The organism is Lentzea atacamensis (assembly GCF_003269295.1).
GTDB lineage: Bacteria > Actinomycetota > Actinomycetes > Mycobacteriales > Pseudonocardiaceae > Lentzea > Lentzea atacamensis.
In genome coordinates this window covers 55,664-76,070 of the sequence record NZ_QLTT01000017.1, presented here as the reverse complement: position 1 = coordinate 76,070, position 20,407 = coordinate 55,664, and the positions used below count along the sequence as shown (strand labels likewise).

18 protein-coding genes and 2 tRNA genes are annotated in these 20,407 nt (G+C 66.6%); 5 read left to right on the top strand and 15 right to left on the bottom strand.

The window, feature by feature from the left end; translation table 11 throughout:
* Nucleotides 1-52: 52 nt before the first annotated feature.
* From C8D87_RS43865 to C8D87_RS43835, 7 genes are all read right to left on the bottom strand, one after another.
* Nucleotides 53-125: transfer RNA gene (locus C8D87_RS43865), tRNA-Arg, on the bottom strand.
* A 41-nt stretch (nt 126-166) separates the two neighbouring features.
* Nucleotides 167-256: transfer RNA gene (locus C8D87_RS43860), tRNA-Ser, on the bottom strand.
* Between the two features lie 155 nt (nt 257-411).
* Nucleotides 412-2,355 (bottom strand): acetoacetate--CoA ligase, encoded by a 1,944-nt coding sequence (locus C8D87_RS43855; RefSeq protein ID WP_112232501.1) that lies wholly within the window; start codon nt 2,353-2,355, stop codon nt 412-414.
* Between the two features lie 75 nt (nt 2,356-2,430).
* Nucleotides 2,431-3,186 (bottom strand): ESX secretion-associated protein EspG, encoded by a 756-nt coding sequence (locus C8D87_RS43850; protein WP_112232499.1) that lies wholly within the window; start codon nt 3,184-3,186, stop codon nt 2,431-2,433.
* Entirely contained in the window at nt 3,183-4,439 is a 1,257-nt protein-coding gene (locus C8D87_RS48800; protein ID WP_109630641.1) for a PPE domain-containing protein, read from the bottom strand. Before C8D87_RS48800 ends, C8D87_RS43850 begins: the two co-directional genes overlap by 4 nt.
* Nucleotides 4,436-4,939 carry a hypothetical protein gene (locus C8D87_RS43840; RefSeq protein ID WP_146231383.1) on the bottom strand — a complete coding sequence of 168 codons (504 nt, stop codon included), beginning with the start codon at nt 4,937-4,939 and terminating at the stop codon, nt 4,436-4,438. The genes C8D87_RS48800 and C8D87_RS43840 overlap by 4 nt, the downstream gene beginning before the upstream one ends.
* Nucleotides 4,940-5,074: 135 nt before the next feature.
* Nucleotides 5,075-5,716 (bottom strand): dienelactone hydrolase family protein, encoded by a 642-nt coding sequence (locus C8D87_RS43835; RefSeq protein WP_109630634.1) that lies wholly within the window; start codon nt 5,714-5,716, stop codon nt 5,075-5,077.
* A gap of 76 nt (nt 5,717-5,792) precedes the next feature.
* On the opposite strand from C8D87_RS43835, the gene hisC reads away from it, so the two are divergent.
* On the top strand, nt 5,793-6,860 hold the full coding sequence (gene hisC, locus C8D87_RS43830; RefSeq protein ID WP_109630630.1) for a histidinol-phosphate transaminase: 1,068 nt from the start codon (nt 5,793-5,795) through the stop codon (nt 6,858-6,860).
* On the opposite strand, the gene C8D87_RS43825 is transcribed toward hisC, so the two are convergent.
* A complete protein-coding gene (locus C8D87_RS43825; protein WP_112232497.1) occupies nt 6,850-7,599 on the bottom strand; it encodes a sulfite exporter TauE/SafE family protein in 750 nt (249 codons plus the stop codon). The two genes, hisC and C8D87_RS43825, sit on opposite strands and share 11 nt — an antisense overlap.
* Nucleotides 7,600-7,719: 120 nt before the next feature.
* The gene (locus C8D87_RS43820; RefSeq protein WP_170166807.1) at nt 7,720-10,641 is read right to left on the bottom strand and encodes a hypothetical protein; all 2,922 of its coding nucleotides are present in this window, start codon (nt 10,639-10,641) and stop codon (nt 7,720-7,722) included.
* Here C8D87_RS43820 and C8D87_RS46605 point away from each other — a divergent pair.
* Nucleotides 10,619-10,933, top strand: a complete 315-nt coding sequence (locus C8D87_RS46605; RefSeq protein ID WP_170154711.1) for a hypothetical protein — start codon at nt 10,619-10,621, stop codon at nt 10,931-10,933. The genes C8D87_RS43820 and C8D87_RS46605 overlap by 23 nt on opposite strands.
* Nucleotides 10,934-10,992: 59 nt before the next feature.
* On the opposite strand, the gene C8D87_RS43815 is transcribed toward C8D87_RS46605, so the two are convergent.
* Nucleotides 10,993-11,364 carry a hypothetical protein gene (locus C8D87_RS43815; RefSeq protein ID WP_109630621.1) on the bottom strand — a complete coding sequence of 124 codons (372 nt, stop codon included), beginning with the start codon at nt 11,362-11,364 and terminating at the stop codon, nt 10,993-10,995.
* A 336-nt stretch (nt 11,365-11,700) separates the two neighbouring features.
* Entirely contained in the window at nt 11,701-14,325 is a 2,625-nt protein-coding gene (locus tag C8D87_RS43810; RefSeq protein WP_112232494.1) for an SdrD B-like domain-containing protein, read from the bottom strand.
* Between the two features lie 271 nt (nt 14,326-14,596).
* On the opposite strand from C8D87_RS43810, the gene C8D87_RS43805 reads away from it, so the two are divergent.
* The 3 genes from C8D87_RS43805 (at nt 14,597) to C8D87_RS43795 (ending at nt 16,320) form a co-directional block, all read left to right on the top strand.
* On the top strand, nt 14,597-15,028 hold the full coding sequence (locus C8D87_RS43805) for a helix-turn-helix transcriptional regulator (protein WP_211337126.1): 432 nt from the start codon (nt 14,597-14,599) through the stop codon (nt 15,026-15,028).
* A gap of 11 nt (nt 15,029-15,039) precedes the next feature.
* The gene (locus C8D87_RS43800; protein ID WP_112232492.1) at nt 15,040-15,447 is read left to right on the top strand and encodes a VOC family protein; all 408 of its coding nucleotides are present in this window, start codon (nt 15,040-15,042) and stop codon (nt 15,445-15,447) included.
* A gap of 165 nt (nt 15,448-15,612) precedes the next feature.
* Entirely contained in the window at nt 15,613-16,320 is a 708-nt protein-coding gene (locus tag C8D87_RS43795) for a class I SAM-dependent methyltransferase (protein WP_233442574.1), read from the top strand.
* A 352-nt stretch (nt 16,321-16,672) separates the two neighbouring features.
* Here C8D87_RS43795 and C8D87_RS43790 read toward each other — a convergent pair whose 3' ends face one another.
* The 4 genes from C8D87_RS43790 to C8D87_RS43775 form a co-directional block, all read right to left on the bottom strand.
* Nucleotides 16,673-18,166, bottom strand: coding sequence for a Fic family protein (locus C8D87_RS43790; RefSeq protein ID WP_112232488.1), 1,494 nt, complete (start codon nt 18,164-18,166; stop codon nt 16,673-16,675).
* 194 nt (nt 18,167-18,360) lie between these two features.
* Nucleotides 18,361-18,588 (bottom strand): hypothetical protein, encoded by a 228-nt coding sequence (locus C8D87_RS43785; protein WP_112232486.1) that lies wholly within the window; start codon nt 18,586-18,588, stop codon nt 18,361-18,363.
* Complete coding sequence (locus C8D87_RS43780) at nt 18,588-19,439, bottom strand: phosphoribosylaminoimidazolesuccinocarboxamide synthase (protein ID WP_112232484.1); 852 nt, start codon at nt 19,437-19,439, stop codon at nt 18,588-18,590. The genes C8D87_RS43785 and C8D87_RS43780 overlap by 1 nt, the downstream gene beginning before the upstream one ends.
* Nucleotides 19,436-20,188, bottom strand: a complete 753-nt coding sequence (locus C8D87_RS43775; RefSeq protein WP_112232511.1) for a GntR family transcriptional regulator — start codon at nt 20,186-20,188, stop codon at nt 19,436-19,438. Before C8D87_RS43775 ends, C8D87_RS43780 begins: the two co-directional genes overlap by 4 nt.
* Nucleotides 20,189-20,407 lie beyond the last annotated feature (219 nt).

Genomic DNA, 20,407 nt, shown 5'->3' with positions numbered 1-20,407 from the left:
CCAAAATGAGACACAGAGGCCCGGCACCACTTGGTGCCGGGCCTCTGAGCTGCGCGCTCGACAGGATTCGAACCTGTAACCTTCTGATCCGTAGTCAGATGCTCTATCCGTTGAGCTACGAGCGCAGGTCTTCAATTATAACCGATCCTCAAGAGGCTCGGCCTTGCGGAGGCTCCGGGATTTGAACCCGGGATGGGGGGTTACCCCAAACCGCATTAGCAGTGCGGCGCCATAGACCAGACTAGGCGAAGCCTCCCGGGACCATCCTTGGCCACGACGCATAGGTTACACAGGTCCTCAACCGAGTTGCAAAACGCCCCCCTCGAAGACATGAACGCGCTGGTCAGGGCACGCGCGAGGACCTCGAGAGGGGCGTTAAACGCCTGTTCACCGGATCAGGAGTGACCTAGATCATCCCGAGGCGAGTTCCAGGAACGGTTGGAGGGACTCGGGATTGCGGAGGGCGTCGCGGCTGACGGCGCGATCCGGGTCGACGCCGGCGAGGATCTTCTTCACCGGCACCTCGCACTTCTTGCCGTTCAACGTCCGCGGGATCTCGGCCACCGCCACGAAGCGGTTCGGGACATGACGCGGAGAAAGCGACGAGCGCAATTCCTTGCGCAGCAACGGTTCCACGTCGGACAACGAGACGCCGTCCAGCACGACGAAGCACAGCAGCTCGCCCTCGGAGACGCCGGAGGTGTCGATCACCAGGGAGTCGACGACGCCCGGGATCGACTCGACGACGCGGTAGAACTCCGAGGTGCCCATGCGGACGCCGCCTCGGTTCAGGGTCGAGTCGGAGCGACCGTAGATCACCGCCGAGCCGCGCGGGGTGATGCGGATCCAGTCGCCGTGGCGCCAGATTCCGGGGTAGGTGTCGAAGTACGCGTCGCGCAGCCGCGAGCCGTCCTCGTCGTCCCAGAAGAAGACCGGCATGGACGGCATCGGCTTGGTGATCACCAGCTCGCCCACGGTGTCCTCCACCGCATTGCCGGCCTCGTCGAACGCGAAGACCGCGGCGCCAAGGGCTCGGCAGGAGAGTTCACCCAGCCAGACCGGGCGGTCCGGGGAGGCCGCCACGAACGCCGTGCAGAGGTCGGTGCCGCCGGAGACCGAGGCGATCTGGACGTCCTTGCCGACGGCGGAGGCGATCCAGCGGAAGCCTTCCGGGGTGAGGGGTGCGCCGGTCGAGCCGACGACGCGCAGGCCCGTCAGGTCGTAGCGGGAGGACGGGTCGAGGCCCTCCTTCAGGCACGACTGGACGTACGGGGCCGAGGTGCCGAAGTAGGTCACGCGGTGTTGTTCGGCCAAGTGCCACAACGTGTTCAGCGACGGATGGGCCGGGCTGCCGTCGTACAGGACGATCGTGGTGCCGACCAGGAGGCCACCGACCAGGTAGTTCCACATCATCCAGCCGGTCGTGGTGAACCAGAAGAAGCGGTCGCCGGGGCCCAGGTCGCTGTGCAGGGCGAGCATCTTCAGGTGTTCCAGGACGATGCCGCCGTGGCCCTGGACGATGCCCTTGGGCAGGCCCGTGGTGCCGGACGAGTAGAGCACCCACAGCGGGTGGTCGAACGGCACCGGTGTGAACTCCAGCGGCGCGCCCTCGTGTGTGGAAACCAGCTCCGAGAACGACAGCGTGTCCGGCAGGGAAGCGCCGTTGTCCAGGTAGTCGATCAACACCGTGGCGCGCAGCGAGGGGATCTGCGAGCGGATCTCCTCGACGACCGGGCGGCAGTCGAAGGACCGTCCGTTGTAGACGTAGCCCGAGACGGCGACGAACACCACGGGCGAGATCTGGGTGAAGCGGTCGGCGACGGCTCGTGCGCCGAAGTCCGGGGAGCAGGAGGACCACGTCGCGCCCAGCGATGCGGCCGCCAGGAAGGCGATCAAGGCCTCGGGAGCGTTGGGGACGAGCGCCACCACCCGGTCGCCGGCGGAGACGCCCAGAGAGGCCAGGGCGGCCCGGAAAGCGGCCACCCGCGAGCGCAGGGTGCCGAAGGTCAGCGACGAGGTGAAGCCGTCCTCGCGGTGGAAGATCACGGCGAGCTCGTCGTCGGCACCGCGGCGCAGGGCGTGCTCGGCGTAGTTCAGCGTCGAACCCGGGAACCACTGGGCGCCCGGCATGTCCGCGGAGCCCAGCACGCGCTCGGGAGCGGAGTGGAACCGGACGTCGAAGTACGAAGCTATGGCGCCCCAGAACCCGTCGAGATCGGAGACGGACCACTCCCACAGCGACTCGTAGTCGGGGAAGTCGTGCCCGCGATCGCGCAACCACGAGCGGAAGGCGGTCATCCCGTTGTCCCTCGTGGGGTCGGGGCGCCACAGCAGTTCGACGTCGGTGTCGGTCATGCCCCATGTCTAGTTGAGGCAGAACCGCACGTCCATGTGTGATTGGCGGACAGGACGTCCACCATCAGTGTGGAACTACCCCGCCGCGAGGAGCTCGTCCACGGCCGAGGTCAGCCGCGAGGCGTCGGCCGGGGCCAGCACGAGCCAGCCGTCCTGCTTGCGGAGGAGGTAGCGGCCTTCGCGGGTGTCCAGCCACGACACCGAACGACCCGTCGGACGAGGCACGCCGTCGCGGTTGCGAGCGGTGAGGCCCAGTTCGCCGCCACCTATCCGGGACGTCACGATGCGCATCAGGGCGTGCGCTTCCGGTTCGCGGATGCCAGCCGCGCGCAGCACGTCCAGGAACGCCTGCTTGCCGTCCTGCTCACCGGCCTTGCCCGCGCGCACGTAGTCGTCCCACCGCACGTTCACGGAACGGCCGCTGCCGGGCGCGAGGCCTGGCAACGATGACACCGTGGCCGAAGCCAGCGCGTTCGGGCGGAACGCGTACAGGTGCACGTCGTTGTTCACGCGGGCGGCGAACGCGCCGGTCCAGCCCGCGCACGCGATGCCGCGGGCCAGTTCGGTGCCCTTGAAGTAGGCGATCTCCAGCGCGCGGTCGAACTCGCCGAGGCCGCTGATCAACGCGCGCAGGTCCGGGTCCGGACGGTGCACGGTGCCCAGCCCGCGGGCGTGAAGGGTCTGCGAGCTCTCTTCCACGAGGCGCTGCCGCGCCGCTCGGGTGGCGCCCACGTGGGGCGTGCCGAGCGGCACGACGCGGTCCTCGCCGTGCACGGCTTGCCAGAGCAGGAAGAACTCCTGCGAACTCACCGTGAACTGGCGTTCGCTCACTGACCGATCACCGGCGGGGCCGCCTTGCGGTCCAAGCCGAAGACGTTGTCGTCCTCTTCCAGGTAGCTCGCGCTCTTGTGCTCGCGCTCGTCGTCACGGCCCTGCGCCGCCGCGGGTGCACCGGCCATCGGCGCCGCACCCATCGCGAGCGGGTTCTGGAACGCCCTGGTCTGGCCACCGGTCGCGGACGACGCGGCAGCCGCGGCGGCACCCGCGCCGGAGCGCTCGTTGACACCGGCCGCGAGACCCGCGCCACCGCTGCCGCCTGCACCACCACCGCCACCGGCCTGGTTGCCGCTGCCCGGCACGAAGGTCCGTCCGGCCATGCCACCGCCGAAGCCTCCGCCACCACCGCGAACACCGGCACCGCCGCCGTAGCTGCGGGACGACGTGTTCGTGGTGCCGCGGTTCGTGCTGCCGGGCGTGGTCGTGACCGGTCCGCCGGCTCCACCACCGGTGCTGGTGTCCGGCGGCGGGGTGCGGGTACCGGTGTCGGGACCACCCAGCGTCGGGTTCGGGTTGACCGGGTTCACCGGAGGCGTGAACTGCGCGGGCACGGTCTGGTCGACGGCGGCCGAGTTGCGCTGGAACGCCGCCATCACGTCCGCCGCGACGCGGTGCGAGGCGTCGGCAGCGGCGAGCGTGTCGACCGTGCTGGTGCCGAGGTTCTCGAAGCCGGAGAACTCGCCCGTGGTCTGCACGAGCCGCGCGTCGCGTCTCAGGTCCTCGATGCCACCGAACCCGCTCACCCCGTCGATCATCGTCAGCCGGTCGCGCAGAGCCGACCGCGGGATCTGCGGTTCCACCGGCACCGGCGGTTCCGGCGCCTTGGGAGGCGGTGGCATCGCGGCACGGGCCGCCTCGACGTTGTTGGTCTCCGTCGTGATCGCCGCGGAGACCTTCTGCGCGTAGTGCGCGGTGTCGTCGACCCAGTTGGTGACCTGGGTCAGACCGTCACGGGCGAGCCGGGCCGACTCGCTGTCCCAGCCGACCGCGGAGTCCTCGACGGCCTTGAGCAAGTTCGTCCGCACACCGGAGATGTCCTCGGCGATCTTCTGCCAGTTCGTCGCCGCGGCCTGGGCACCGGCGAGGTTCACGCCCGTGTGCACCATGTTGTAGAGGTCCACGTGCGAGAACGTCATCCAGTCGATCGGCTCGTACAGCTTCTCGCGGTGGTTCTGGTCGTCGTAGGGGGACTTGTCGTCCTTGCCGCTGTTGCCGTTGCCCTTGTTGTCGTGCGATCCCTGACTCACCAGGACCCTCCGGCGTTCTTGAAGCCCTGCTGGGCTTCCTCGTCGGCGTTGCGGGTGTTGTCGCGGTTCTTGCTCAGCGCGTTGCTGATGTCGTCGAGGACTTTGTAGAGGTCCAGCAACGCCTTCGCCGCGCCGGAGTCCTCACCGACGGCGAGTTCGGAGAACCGCGCGCTGATCGCCTTCGCGACCGGGTTCTCGCCGAACTGCAGCGGTGTCGCAAGCTGGTCGCTCGAGCGCTTCCACAGGTCCATCACCTGGTCGCGCGCGGCATCGACCGCCTTGATCAACGCATCCGCGGCGTCCTCGTCGAGCGTCAGCTTGCCGCTGTCCGCCGCCTGGTCGAGTTTGGCCGCGGCGCTGCTCGCCACCGCCTTGTCCACCAGCATCTGGTGCTGGAGAACGGGTTTCACCGCCGCTAGCTGTTCCGCGCTCAGCGGAGTGGTCGTCGCCGCCGCCGAGACCGCGGGTGTCTCAGTGCCTGTCCCAGTGCCTTCAGCCATCCCTCACAACCCCCTGCACTGCTTACTCGTCACCGCAGCACTGAGTGTTACTCACAGCTACACCCAGTCAGCCGTCCGAAGCATCCCTTAGATGTACCTGGAGTACGGTTCGGTTCCAATCCGCCGTAAAGACTCTTACCTCATGTGCGCGTCGAACCAGTTCAGCGCACGAACCCAGGCTTCGTCACTGGAAACGTCGAATCGGACCACATCCGAAGCGGTTTCGGAGCTGATCACCGCATCTCGAAGCTTGCTCACTTCTTCCGAGTCGTCGTCGCGGTAGATGCCCAGCCACGGACACGTGAGGTCACCCGCGACGTCCACCAGCGCCGGCAGTCCGTCCGAGAGCGGTTCGAGGATGCCCGGTCCCTGAACGGTGACCGCTGCCCCGATCGTGCGACTCGCGGCGACCACCATCGCGACGGTGCCGCCGGTGTCGAAACCGACGACACCCATGCGGTCCGGGCTCACGCCCTGCTGTCCCAGCCAGACGAACGCGACGTCGGTGTCCTCCAGCAACCGGTCTCCCGACAGCTTGCTGACCTGGTCCCTGATGTCGTCGCCGTGCACGCGGTCCGCGTCGTAGAGGTGCGGCGCGATGGCGAGCCAGCCCTCCGCGGCCAGACTGCTGACGAGCGTCCGCACCCCCGCGGTCATACCGCGGGCCTCGTGCAGCACCACCAGCCCGCCACGGACGGCGGACTCGGGTTCGCCGATCGTCACCCGCAGCTCACGGCCGTCGGTGAGGGATAGCGTCTCGGTGCGGGTAATGGTCATGTTTTCCACCCTTGCACGTGAGGGTGAACTCAAGTCAACGTGACCAATCGGACGGAGCAATGCGAGGATCGCGTGCATGACCGTGCGAACCCGTGCTGACCTGGCGTCCCTGCCGTCCTACGTGCCCGGCAGGACCATCCCCGGCGCCATCAAGCTCGCGAGCAACGAGGTGTCCGCCGGACCGCTCCCCAGCGTCGTCAAAGCGATCGCCGAGGCGGCCACCGCCATCAACCGGTACCCGGACACCGGCTGCACCGAGCTCACGGGCAGGCTCGCCGACAAGCTCGGCGTTCCTGCCGACCACCTGGCCATCGGCTGCGGCTCGGTGACCCTGTGCCAGCAGCTCGTCCAGGCGACCTGCACCGAGAACGACGAGGTGCTGTTCGCGTGGCGGTCGTTCGAGGCCTACCCGATCGTCACGCACGTGGCGGGAGCGAAGCAGGTCCGGGTGCCGTTGACCGAAGGTCACGTGCACGACCTCGACGCGATGGCCGCGGCGATCACGCCGAACACGCGCATGGTGTTCGTCTGCAACCCGAACAACCCGACGGGTACGGCGTTGCGCACCGAGGACATCGAGGCGTTCATCGCGAAGGTGCCGAACGACGTTCTCGTGGTGCTCGACGAGGCCTACAAGGAGTTCGTCGACGACGCGCACGTCCCGGACGGCGTCGAGCTCGCGAAGCAGCAGTGGGCAGCCGGTCGTGACAACGTGGCGGTGCTGCGGACGTTCTCCAAGGCGTACGGCCTCGCGGGCCTGCGGATCGGTTACGCGGTCGCCCAGCCGCAGGTCGCCGAAGCGCTGCGCAAGGTCTACGTGCCGTTCTCGGTGAACGCCCTCGCGCAGGTCGCCGCGATGGCCTCGCTGGACGCGGAGGACGAGCTGATGGTCCGCTGCCGCGCGATCGTCGCGGAGCGCACGCGGGTTCGCGGCGAGCTGCTGGCGATGGGCTACGAGGTGCCGGAGACGCAGGCGAACTTCGTGTGGCTGCCGCTGGGCGAGCGCACGGCCGCGTTCAACGAGCACTGCCTGGCGCACAAGGTCGTCGTGCGCGCGTTCGTGGGCGAGGGCACCCGCGTGACGATCGGCGAGCCGGAGGAGAACGACGCCTTCCTGGCCGCAGCCCGCGCGTTCACTTCATGAGCAGCTGAACGATCGCCGCGACTCCCACCACCACGATGACGCCGCGCAGCACGGCGGGTGGGAGTTTGCGGCCGATCTTGGCCCCGATCTGGCCGCCGACCACCGACCCGGCGGCCAGCAGCGCCACCGCGAGCCACGCCACGTCGGCGATGAAGATGAACATGACGCCGGCGACCAGGTTCACGAACGCGGTCAGCAGGTTCTTCACCGCGTTCAGCCGCTGCAGGTGCTCGGCGACGAGCACCCCCATGAGCCCCATGACCAGCACGCCCTGGGCGGCCCCGAAGTAGCCGCCGTAGATGCCCGCGGCGAACACCCCGATCCACAGCAGCACGCCGCCGTCGTTGTGGCTTCTGCGGTGAGCGAGCTTGCGGTTGAGCCACGGCTGAATCACCACGAGAACCAGCGCGATCACGATCAGCACCGGCACGATCGCGGTGAACGCCTTGTCCGGCAGTGTCACCAGCAGGATGGCGCCGACGATCCCGCCCAGGATCGACGCGGGCAGCAGCCGCGCGATCCGGCTCTTCTGCCCCTTGAGCTCCTCGCGGTACCCCCACGCGCCGGACAACGAGCCGGGCACCAGACCCAGGCTGTTGGAGACGTTCGCGACCACGGGTGGATAGCCGACGGCGAGAAGCACCGGGAAGGTCACGAGCGTGCCGCTGCCGACGACGGTGTTGATACCGCCTGCGAACACACCCGCGATCACCACCGCGATTGCTTCCCAGACCGTCATGTCACCCCCAGGTACCCAACGGTTAGCGACGCTAACACTCCACTCGGGACGGCGAAGTGTGGCGCTGATGACACAGGGCCGACACTCAGCGTGAGTGCCGGCCCTGCAGGGGGATTTCAGCTATGCCGTGCGACGCCGCCCCATGACGCTGGCACCGAGCCCGAAGGCCACGAGCAACGCGCCGATGACACCGAGGCCGAGCACGCTGGCACCGGTCTTGGCGAGCGCGTCACCCGAACCACCGGCACCACCGGCGCCGGCCGGACCGGCCGGACCAGCCGGGGCCGGCGGGGTGACGGTGACCTGGTCCTCCGGCAGCGGGTAGCCGGGGTCCTCGACCTCGGGACCGGGCACGAGGTGGAAGAGCTGCACCCAGCTCTCACCGCCGGCCCGCACGAGGAACCACGGGTTCATCCGGCGGATCTCGACCTTCCACGGGCCGGGGACGACCACGTCGTACTTGCCGACCGGCAGCTGCGTGACCCCGAACTTGCCGTCCGCGTCCGTGACCGTGCGCGCGACAACCTTCTTCGTACCGGAGTCGACCACGACGACGGTCGTCTTGTCCTTCGGGACCTCACCGTTCGGGCCGTCCGTCAGCAGCATGCCGACGGCGTCGGCGCGCAGGCCGGGCACCCGGAACTCGTCGCCCGCGTGGGCGGCACCGGGGTCCGACAAGTCGGGAGCGAAGGAGCAGTGAAGGGTCGCGTAACCGATGGACGCCGACTCCTTCGGCTGGTCACCCGAGACCCGGAAGGTGCGCTTCTCGCCGTTCGGGACCGACACACCGCCACCGTCCCAGGCCAGACCGCCCCAGCCGGAACCGTCGTTGTAGATCTCGCCCGGCTCGCCGGGACCGCTGCAGAGCGCGTTCACCGCGGGCAGGTCCGCACCGGTGCGGTTCTCCAGCGTGATGTCGGCCTCGAACCTCTCGCCCGCCGCGTACTCCTCCTTCGTGAAGTTCAACGTCGCGAAGAAGTTGTCGGACAGCGGACGCTCCGCACCGAGCTCGAACACGGTCTCGGCGTCGGCGCTCACGGTCATCTGGTCGCGGGAAGGCCGCACCCAGCCGTCGAGGTACTCGGCGTACACCTGGAACAGGCCGACGGGCAGGTCGGTGAACACCGCGCGCCCGGATGCGTCGGTCGTGGCCTCCACCGACTTGTACGGCCGGTTCCCGCCGTTGACGAACACCCGTGCGTTCGAGAACGTCCGCTCGTCCGCGTCCTTGCGCTTGTTCTTGTTGGCGTCGGCGTACAGCACGACTGCCGCGTCACCGCTCTTGTACGTGACCGAGGCCGTCGCCGACGCGGAGTTGTTGGCGGGACCGTGGTCGATCGGGGTGAAGAGCCTGAGCGCCAGCGACACCTTGTCGTCGTTGCCCATGAAGTACGGCGCGGTGCCGACCACCGTGATCTCACGGCTCTCACCCGGCCACAGGAACACCTTCTTGGTGGTGTCGGCGAGTTCGCCCAACTGCGACCGGTCGAACTCCAGCAGTCGCATGTTCGGGTTCTGGTAGTCGTTCTCCAGGCGTACCTCGGCCTCGCGACCGGTGCCGACGTTCTTCACCGTGACGTTGACCCGCATCGGCTCGGCGATGTCGTAGGTGTCCTTGTCGAACTTCATGGTGATCGCCATGTCGGGACGGTGACCGGCGTCGGGAACCACGACGTCGCTCGGCACGACGGTGAGATCGCGGGTCGTCGTGGTGTCGGCGACGACGTCGATGACGAACTCGTTGCCGTCCTGCGGCTTCCACGTGCCGGCGACCTGGAGGACGGTCTTGCCCGGCGTCAGGCCGTAGATCCTCAGGTTGCCGTTGCCGTCGGCGTTGATGACGTCCTTGAGCGGGCGGCGCGTGACGGGGTCGAGCACGTTGACGCGCGCGTTGGGGATCGGGGCACCGGTCTCGGCGTTCACGACCCGGCCGGAGTAGTCACCGTGCAGGCCGTGCACCTTCGCGGACACGTTGCCCACCCACGTGTAGGTGCCGATGTTGCGGCCGACGTTGCCGAACCAGCAGTTGGCGTAGATCCACGGGTTGTTGATCTTCGGCATGTTCGTGGTGACGAACACCTTGGTCTCACCACCCGCCGGCACGGTGACGCCTTCGCCGTCCGGGTGCAGCTGCGAGAAGTTGTCGCTGTTGAGGAACTCCGGGCCGGAGAGGCCGCCACCGCAGACCGCGACCACGCGGTGGAGCGGCTGGGTGCCGGAGTTCTTCAGCGTGATGTTCAGCCCGACCTCGTCCGTGACGTGGTACGACGCCTTGTCGAACGCCATGGTCGCAGACAACGAGTTGCGGACCGGGGCGACCACGGGCAGCGCGAGCTTCGTTTCCTTGTTGTGCTCCACCACGAAGTCGGTGAAACCGGGCTGCACCGCGTACCTGTAGTTGTCGACGTTCACCACGGTGTGCTTGCCCGCGACGACGCTCCACATGTTGAACTTGCCGTTGGCGTCGGTGTAGCTCCAGTTCGAGCTGTCCGGTGAGCCGTCCTTGGTGCCGAACGTGACATTCGGCAGGCCCTCGCCCTGGTCGAAGGCGCCGTTGCCGTTCGTGTCGGTGTAGAGCACACCGGTGACGGTGCCCTTGAGCTGGCGGATCGTCAGGTGAGTGCTCGTGCCGTTGTCGCCCGGCGTCGGGTCGCCGACGCCGTCCACGGTCGCGCGGAACTGGAAATGCACCGAGTCCGAGGTTGACGACGTCGGCCGCAGGGCCACGCGGAAGGACTTCTCCTGACCCGGCGCGAGCGACGGGCGGCTGCTCAGGTCAGCGGCGCCGGCGGCCAGCCAGGCCTGGCTGGACTCGTAGCCGAGCCTGATGTCCGTCGCCGGCGCCTCACCCTTGTTCTTGACAGTGAGGGTGAGTCCGATGTCCTCGGCGGGCAGGAACTCCGGCTTGTCAGGCGTGACCGTCACGGAGAGATCCGGACGCGGCTCGCCGGTGAGAGCGGCGGGCGGCGTTTCCTTCTTCTCCTCCTCCGGCTTTGTGTCCGGAATGGACGGAGTCGAGGTGGACGGAGTCGTGGACGGCACCGGCGTGCTCGGTTCCGCGGGTGCGGACGGTTCGCTCGGTGGCGTGGGCTCGCTCGAGGACGGCGGCGTGGACTCGGTCGGTGACGGCGGCGCCGGGTCCGTTGTGGACGGAGGCGTGCTCGGCTCGCTCGTAGGCGTCGGCGCCGGTTCGACGCTCGACGTCGGCGTCTCCGGCTCCTGCGCGAGCGCACCGGTGGTGGCTCCGCCGAACGCCAGGACGACAGCGGTGGTCAGGGCCCCGGCTCTCAGCAGGGCGCGGCTGATCGATCTCTCTGACAATGAATCCCCCTAGTTCCGAGGATGGTGTGGCCGGCACTCGTGACGAGCACCGGCCACGTGCGAATTCAGTTGTTATGCAGTCCTGCGACTGCCGAACACGCTGGCGCCCAAGCCGAACGCCACGAGCAGCGCGCCGAGCACGCCCAGTCCCAGGACGCTGGCACCGGTCTTGGCCAGCGCCTCGTCGCCACCACCCGCGGAAGCCTTGACGGGAGGAGTGTTCGTGCCGGGTTCCTGGTCCTCCGGCAACAGATGGCCGGGGTCCTCTGCCTCGGGACCCGGCACCCGGAAGAGCAACTGCACCTGCAGCTCCTCGCGCGCCTTGACGAGGAAGAACTTGTTGCTGATCCGGCGGTAGTCGACCCGCCACGGACCCTCGAGGACCACCTGCGCGAGCGCGCCGGTGGTGGCACCACCGAACTCCGGCAGCGCGGCGGTGGTCAAAGCCCCGATTCTGAGCAGGGCACGGCTGACCGTTCTTTCGGACAGAAAAATCCCCCATGACCGAAGTCGGTGTGGCTCGCAGACGTCGAAGCCCCCGCACGTGTCTGCAGAACGCGGTCAAGCTACCTCAGCTTCGCCGCAGGTGGAAGCCCTTTCCGGCCTCAAACGTTCCACTGTGGAGGGAGCTTGTGAGGTTGGACTCAAGGTGTAACGCACTCGGCGCTACTTGAGTGCGGACTTGCGGCGCATCGCCGCGCCGGCGTGGGCCGTGAATCTGAGCAGGCCAGTTCTCGCGGATCTCTCGGACATCTGGTTCCCATGAGTAGTGCGGATGGATCAAGAAGTCCTGCGGCGGCCGGCTACGCGAGCGCCGAGGCCGAAGGCGACGAGCAGCACGGCGAGCACACCGAGCCCGAGCACGCTGGCACCGGTCTTGGCGAGCGCACTGCCCGTGCCACCACCGGCGCTGTCGTCGGTGTCGCCGGTGTCCACGGGATCGCCGGTGCCGGGGTCGCCACCCGGCTCGGGTCCGGGCGGCGGGCCGGGCACGACCGGGAAGCCGGAGCTCGCGACGACGTCGCCGAAGACCTGCACGTGGCCGCCCCACTCACCCTCGAACTTCCACGGCCCGTCGACCCACGCCCACCAGTTGCCCGGCGGAACCTGCTCGAAGCGCACCGTGCCCTGGTCGTCCGACACCGTCTCGGCGACGGCGAAGCCGTTCTCCTTGTCGGTGAGCAGCAGGATCCGGGTGTTGGGGATGGCCTCGCCCGCGTCGACCACGTAGTTGCCGTTGCGGTCGTGGTACAGCGGTCCCGTCAGACCGCCAGACCCACCGGGCACGCTGGCCCAGTCGAAGCCGTACGGGCCATCGGTGTTGTAGCCGGGGTTCGGCGCGAAGTCGCAGGCGATGACCACCCTGCGCTTGTTGCGCGCCGCCGTGGGCACCTTCTCGGTGACGACGAACGTCCGGGTCTCTCGGGGGCCGACCGTCACGCCCTTGCCCCAGTAGCTCAGATCGCCCCAGCCGGTCATCGGGTCCTCGTCGCTGCCGCCGAGGTGGTTGCCGTCGCCGATCCTGTTGCACGCGGCCTGGATGCCGCTGATCTCGCGGTCGCCGGTGTTCGTCAGCGTGATGGTGATCTTCGCGAGGTCGCCGACCGCATAGGTGGCCTTGTCGAGCACCACGGTCGCCTTCAACGTCTCGCGGTACGGCCGCTCCGCGCGTGCGGTGAGCTGGACCGAGGCTCCCGGCTCCACCCAGCTCTGCGGGCCATCGCCCTCGATGTGCACGAGCCACCCGTCGGCCAGCGTGTACCCGACCCAGTACGAGCCGGACGGAACGCCGTTGAACGAGAAGCGGCCGGAGACGTCCGTGGTGGTCTTGAAGTAGCCGTGCGGCGCACCGCCGTTGGCCTCGACGACGACGTCCGCGGCAGCCTCGCCGTGATCCTGCTGGCCGTTGCGGTTCCGGTCGGTGTAGACGACGCCGGTGATGTCGCCCCTGGTCTGCACGACCTCGGCCAGGCCCTCGAACCCGCTGTTGTGCGGGTTCGGCCGGCCCAGGTAGCTGATCCACCGCCAGAAGCGCAGCTGGCCGCCGTAGATGTCGCGGATCTTGCCCGTGACCTCGAACGTGCGGGACTCGCCGGCGGGGATCCGGATGCCCGCACCGCCGTAGCCGAACTCGCCCCACTGCGACTCGGGGATGTCCAGTTCCCTGATCGGCGTCTCCAGGCGGGCGCGCTCAGCGGTCTGGCCACCGATGTTCGTGACGGTCAGCCACATGCGCACCGTCTCGTGCGACTCGTAGCGCGTCTTCTCGAACTTCACCGCGCCGCGCAGGTCCGCTGGCCTCGCGTACTTCAGGATCCGGTAGCCGGACCCCTGCTCGCCGGTGATGCGCACGAGATCCTGACCGGCATCGCGGAACGCCCACCCGCCGAGGACCACCGCCCGGTACTCGCCGGGCGCCAGCCCGGTGAACTCGATCTTGCCGTCCTGCCCGCTGCGCCCCTCGGCGACCTGCACGCCGGTCTGCTGGTGCAGCAGCACGACCTCCGCACCGTGGATGGCCTCGGCCGGGTCGACGCGGTTGTCGGCGTTCCAGTCGTAGCCGAGCAGCATCGTGTAGCCGCCGACGCCACCGGTGACCGCCGCCTCGTCGTGCACGGACGGGCCGTCGGGGTTCCAGTTGACGAACGGTGCGAAGTCGCAGTCGAGCGTGACGGAACCCTGCTCACGGGCGCCCGCCGGGATCTCCTCGACGATGAAGATCGTGCGCTGGTCACCGGCTTCGATCCGGAGCCCGCTGCCCTTCAGCTGCTTCCAGCCCTCGGCGCGGCCGAGCGAGTTCGCGGACTCCTCGCGGTCGCAGGCCGCCTGGATGCCGTCGATCGGGCGGTCGGTGGTGTTGGTGAGCTGCAGCTTGATCGTCGCGTTCGCCGGGTGCTTGTAGCTCTCGCGGTCGAGCGACGCGGTCACCTTGAGCTGTTCCGAGAAGGGCCGCTCAGCCCGTGCGGACACCTCGGTCGTCTGGTTCGCGGCGACCGTGATCAGGTCGCCGGCGGCCGTGGTGTGGTGCACGACCCAGCCGTCGGCCAGCGTGTAGGTGGGGTGGTAGGTCCCGGGCGTGAGATCGCGGAACGCGAACTTGCCGTCGGTGGCGCTGATGGCCTTGTGCTCGGAGCTGTCGCTGCCGCCGAAGATCGTGACCGTGCCACCTGCGATCGCCTCACCGGGGTCCTGCCGCCCGTTGCGGTCCTTGTCGGCGTACAGCACGCCGCTCACGCTGCCGGTGGTCGCCAGCTGGATCGGCGGGGGCGCCGGTTCGTTGCTCGGCGGCGGGGGCGGGGGCGTCTGCGAGGTCGGCTGGGGCGTCGGGGTCTCGGCCGGCGGTGTGCTCGTGGCCGTCGGTTCGGTTTGCCCGAACGCAGCAACGGACGTTGAGCCGAATGCCATCGCGGCCGCGGTCGTCAAAGCGGCGAACCTGAGCAGAGCGCGGCCGACCGATCTCCCGGACAATGAATCCCCCAAGACCCCCGTGACAATGCAGTCCGCCGACGTCAACGCCCCCGCACGCGCCAGCTGGACGTGCGAAAAGTACCGCACGCACAGTGTCCGGGGAAGCGTCAAGAGGTCACGAAAAAACACGCAAGATTATTTGGGACGAGGGCAACCTTCGGCCGGAGAAAAGCGTGAGCAGAGCGCGGACAGCTGTGCCCTCGGTGGCATGCTGGTCGTCGTGACGCCTTCGGACCTCGCGCACCTGCGCCGGGCGCGCGACCTGATGGACCGCGAGTACGCCAAGCCGCTGGACGTACCCGCCATGGCCCGCGCCGCCCTGATGTCACCCTCCCACTTCGCCCGCCAGTTCCGCGCCGCCTACGGCGAGACCCCGTACGGCTACCTCATGACCAGGCGAATCGAGCGCGCGAAGGCGTTGCTGCGCCTGGGCGACCTGTCGGTGACCGAGGTCTGCATGGCGGTCGGCTGCACGTCCCTCGGCTCGTTCTCGGCCCGTTTCACCGAACTCGTCGGCGAAACCCCCTCCGCCTACCGGGCACGCGTGCACGACTCGCTGGCCGCGGTACCGGGATGCCACCTGAAGGGCCTGACGCGACCGAGCAGGTTTCGAGAAGCGACGCGCCCCAGCTCTACCTAGGGTCTCGTGGCATGAAGCTTTCGCACACGTTCCTCTTCGTCCACGACCAGGACGCCGCCCTGAAGTTCTACCGCGACGTCATCGGCCTCGAAGTGCGCACCGACGAGTCCGTGGAGGACTACCGCTGGCTCACCGTGGGTCCGGCGGACCAGCCGGACATCGAGATCGGCCTGTCCCGCATCGGCCTGCCCATCCCGCCGACCGACTACGAGGCCCTGAACGCGTTGCTGGCCAAGGGATCCCTGCAGGGCATCATCTTCGAGATCGACGACGTGGACGCGAAGTTCGAACAGGTCCGCGCGGCCGGCGCCGAGGTGATGCAGGAGCCGATCGACCAGTTCTACGGCGTCCGCGACTGCGCGTTCCGCGACCCGTCGGGGAACATGATCCGCTTCTCCACGCCGCGTTCCGTCTCTTAAATCGCTTCTGCTGGTCGGCGCGGGTGTGCTTGAGTAGAGCCTTCTGACGCACTCACCCAGACGAGGTCGATGCCATGGGCACCCCCGGACACACCGGGTGCCTTCGCCGTACCCGGTGACACACACGTCCCTTTACGTGTTTTGTGCGCACCAGGAGCTTCTACCTTGACTTGGTACACCTCGTTCTTCACCGACCTCGCCAACACCTTCTGGCGCGGCGCGGTCCAGCCCTCCCAGACGGTCGCCGAGATCGACTTCGTCGTCGGGTTCGCCGACGGGACCCGCGTGCTGGACGCGCCGTGCGGAAGCGGCAGGCACAGCATCGAGCTGGCTCGCCGCGGTTACACCGTGACCGGTGTCGACATTTCCGCCGAGGCCATCGAACACGCCCGCGCGCAGGCCCCCGCATTGGACTGGCGGCTGGGAGACATTTCCTCGCTGGCGTCTCAGGGCGTTCGCGCAGATCTGGCTCTTTGCATGGGCAACAGTTTCGGCTATTTGGATCACCCGGGATCCTGCCGCTTTCTGGCGGATCTCGCGGCTGCCGCACCGGTCCTCGTGATCGATTATTCGTGTGCGGCGGAGTCGTTGCTGCCGTCGTTGCCGGGTTCGATCGAGCTGTCCGCGGGTGGCGTCGACATGGTCGCCGTCAACTCGTACGACGTCGCGTCGGGGCGGCTGCTGATCGACTTCACCTTCAGCGACGGGGTGCGGATGCAGCGGTCTACCGCCGTGCAGCACGTCTACACGGCTGGTGAGCTGACTCGGATGCTGCGGGCGGCCGGGTTCGCGTCTGTCGAGCTGTTCGGCGACACCGATGGGGGTGCGTTCAAGGTCGGCAGCCACCGGTTGCTGGCCGTGGCGCGCCGCTGAACGACCCAGAAAGGCCTGGCCGGGGTCCGGGGCGGGCCCCGGCTGGGGTCTGGGGGCTCGGCCCCCAGAAGACACCTGGAGCGAGGACGGTCGACGCTTTCCGTCGACCCACCTCACCCACGAGCGGAAGCGGAGGGATTTGAACCCCCGGACGGTTGCCCGTCTCCCGCTTTCAAGGAGCTGGCATGATCGTACGGACACATTCGCTGAGGTCCTTTTTGCTGGTCAGCAGCTCCGCCCGGTCAAGGGTGAACGCTCCTGAACGACCATGTATGAGACTGCCCATGAGACTGAGTAGTCCATAGTGGACTTTCTTCCCTGCGTGAGTCAACGGCGCATCCAGCGAAGAACATCAGGGTGGGTCGAGGCGCCCGGCGCGCCGAAGTATCAGGTGCATCTTCTCCTGAAGACGCGCAATAGTCGCTGCAATTGCCGAGTCGACAAGAAGGTCAATCTGGTCAACTGTGCCAGATGTCAAGGTGGGGTGGCAGTCCTCGTATTGAAGGCCGAGTGAATCTGTTCCGTTATGCCGACCGTCGCCGCCAATATAGAACGATAGCGTGCCATCTGCGACCGCAACCTCGACGCAGAATCTCTCGGCAACATCGGTTGTGTATAGAGTGTAAAAAAGTGTTCGGGCGTACGCTTCCGGGATCGCTGCGAAACTGACTATAAGTTTTGTTATCGGTGCGGCAACCCCGTATCCGACGCCTCCGGGATTGTCATATCTTGTGCCGTCTTCGACCGTGTATCGAACCCCGGAGTCCTTGGTGATATCAGATATTTTGGCTACCGCACTCCTCACCTTTTGTTCAAGTACTGTGCGGACGGATTGAGATACTTCAAGTAGATTCGCCACTACCTCTCCGCGATGTTTCTCAATGGTGGCGATGAGGTGCGCGGTTTGAGCTTCTGGTGTGTTCGCGCCGGTTGAGTTCACTTCTCGCCGAGCGAAATCTAGTGTCAAAATTGTGCGATCTTCGACGTATTCAGTGAGCATTTGCCAGTCCCCGCGCCCAGTCGCTTCGAGTGCCTGGAAGTACGTCTGCTTCCGGTCGGAGTAGACGATAAATGGAACTCCGAAAGCGAGTTGACTGTAATAGGAAGCAAGTGCTCGTGCTACGCGGCCATTTCCGTCGCTAAACGGATGGATGTGAACAAGTGCGTAGTGGGCGTAGGCGATCTGGTACTGAGGCTGAAATTCGACAAAGCGACTTGATCGCAATTCGTCGATGAAGCGTGACATCTCGACAGGGACCAACTCAGGGGGACAGTACCAGAACGTATTTCCTCCGCGCTGGGTGACAACGTTCTGTTCGTCTTTGTATTCACCTTTACGTAGCGCGCGCTGCTGCTCTGTGTATCCGCCACTGGCGTTCGGGACGTGCACCGTATATGTATCCTGAGCCTTGCAGGATATTTCGTGCAACTCCCTGACGAACCGTTCAGTGACTAGGGATCCTTCTTGAATATGCAGGCTTACGTAGTCGAACGCATCAAGTTGTGAGGAGAATAGCATCTCGCCTACGTCGGATTGACGCGACAGGATTTGCTGCCAATTCGCTGCGTCTACCGCGATTGAGCGACTCTCGCCGGGCTTTAGTTCGTAGAAACCCTCAACGGCCACTGACTCAGCTGCGGCTTGGCGTGCCAGACGTTTGTTGACTCTTTCGACCACTTGGCTTTGCGCGGCTGTGGTGGATTCTGTGAATGAGCGCAGCGCTGCGTCTAGCCGCATTACATTGGGTGAGATGCCTCTGCTGTGGTCAAAGTCTATCCATTTTTGGAAGGAAACAAAGGGTTGATAGTGGCCTGCGGATTCTATATCTGCGGCAGAGGTAGGCATGATCCTTTATACTTCAAGTGCGAGTCGTGCGCAAGGTATCGTTTTGAGCGGTTTTTATTAAGCTCTTAATTGAGTTAGTTCAGGCACACGTACAGGTTGCCTCTGCCGCTGGCATGTACGAACCGCAGGCTGGAAAAGGCCCCCGCCACCGGCCTTAAGCCGATCACAGGGGCCTGGGGGCTAACCACTTTCAGTTAGTCGCCGTGGATGCGACGGTTGTAGTTGATCGAACTGTCGGGATCCAGCGCGCCCTGGTGGTCTTCCAGGTCCGCGATCCCCAACCCACGCAGAAGCCTGCTGGCGCCGATGCTGCGATCCCAGCGCAGCGCAGGATCGCGCTGCGGCTCCAAGCCTCTCGCCTTCAACAGCCCGACGACATCTTCGATCAGGTGCTTGGATGAGTAGTGCTGCCTCTCCTCCATCACACGGCCTCCCTGTCGTCCCACTTCTTCCCGGTGATTCGCTCGTACACCTCGACGTACCGTTGCCGCGTTGCTTCCACGACCTCGGGCGGCATCGCCGGGCCGGGTGGCGTCTGGTCCCACCCGGTGGTCATCGACCAGTCACGCACGTACTGCTTGTCGAACGCATGCTGTGTGCGTCCAGGTGTCCACTCATCGGCCGGCCAGAACCGCGAGGAGTCCGACGTCAGCACCTCATCGCCCAGCGTCAGAACGCCGTCCGAGTCAATGCCGAACTCCAACTTCGTGTCGGCGATGATGATGCCGTTCTTCAAGGCGTGCTCTGCGCCAGCCTGGTAGATCTCGATCGTCAGGTCCCGGAGCCGATCGGCTGTTTCCTTGCCGACCATGTTGACGACATCACCAAAGGTCATGAACTCGTCATGCCCGGTCTCCGAGATCTTCGTCGTTGGCGTGAAAATCGGCTCAGGCAAACGATCGGCCTCAACGAGTCCAGACGGTAGCTGCACACCGGAGACAGCGCCGTCACGCCGGTACTCGCGCAAACCAAGACCCACCAGGTAGCCGCGGGCGATGCACTCAACCTGGATCATCTGCAGCGGTTTGCAACGAACTGCCCGCCCGGCGAACTCAGCAGGTACATCCGTGGTCGAGATGACGTGGTTGGGCACGACGTGGCTCAGCCGGTCGAACCACCACGCGGACAACTGCGTCAGCAGCGCACCCTTGTCGGGCACCGGAGTTGGCAGCGAGACGTCATAGACCGAGACTCGATCGGACGCGACAAGCAGAATGTCGCCGCCGTCCAACTCGTACAGGTCTCGAACCTTGCCGCTGTGGATGTGCTTCATGCGGTGCCCTCGTTGGTGTACTCGTAGAAAACCCAGTGTCCCGGAAGTGCGGTTGACTCGCCGTACTCGACAACGCCACCGTCACGGTCCACATAACGATTGCGGCTGATCAGAACTGCGGACTGCGGCGGCACGTTCAAGGACTCCGCGTCGTCATCTGACGCGAAGCCCGCCGCGTGCTGTGCATAGGTGCCCACGGCTACACGTCCAGTCTGTTCCTCGACATACCGAGTTGTCCCCTGCTTCAGCCGCTCCGTCGACAGGAGCTTAGGCGCGACGCCGGCCAATGCCCCGTCGAACCACGACACCGACGTTGAGACAGGCGTGTCCTCAGCCGTGTACGTGGTGCGCTCGCGACGGATGACGGGTGCGCCCAGTTCGAGGCCGAGCGCGTCAGCGACAAGTTCGGGTGCAGGGCGGAGTTCAGCGCTGCGGATCTTCGCGTAGTGCCCGTCTGGGTAGATCTTGCCGGTGCGGTGAATGGAGATCGCGCGATCCTGCGCCGAAAGGTGCAGGGCCTGCTTTGTCTGCACAACTGTGCCAACGCCCTGCTCAGCACGCGTGAGACCTTCGGAGCGGAGCGTGGCCAGCACCTTCGTTGCCGTGGCCATGGCCACGTTCCACGTGGTGGCGATCTCTCGCGTAGACGGCACGCGATCACCGTCCTTGAGCTGACCAGACTTGATCTGCTCGCGGATGTGACGGACCACCTGCAAGTACGGCGGCTCAGGTCGTTCGATCGATGGCACGTGCGCCTCCTTCTGCACGGTCCAGCGTACTAGTGCACCCACGCTATCAGTGCACTAGAACACCAGGTCAGGCGGCCATCGTAACAGTGCACTAGTTCACCACTTGCCGGTGCACTAGTGCACCTGGTAGCTTCGTCTGCGTTGTCAACGCGGCCCACCAGAGCCGCAGGGCAACGCGAAGCACAACTCAGCGACTCGACGCGCAGGACCGGGCTGCCA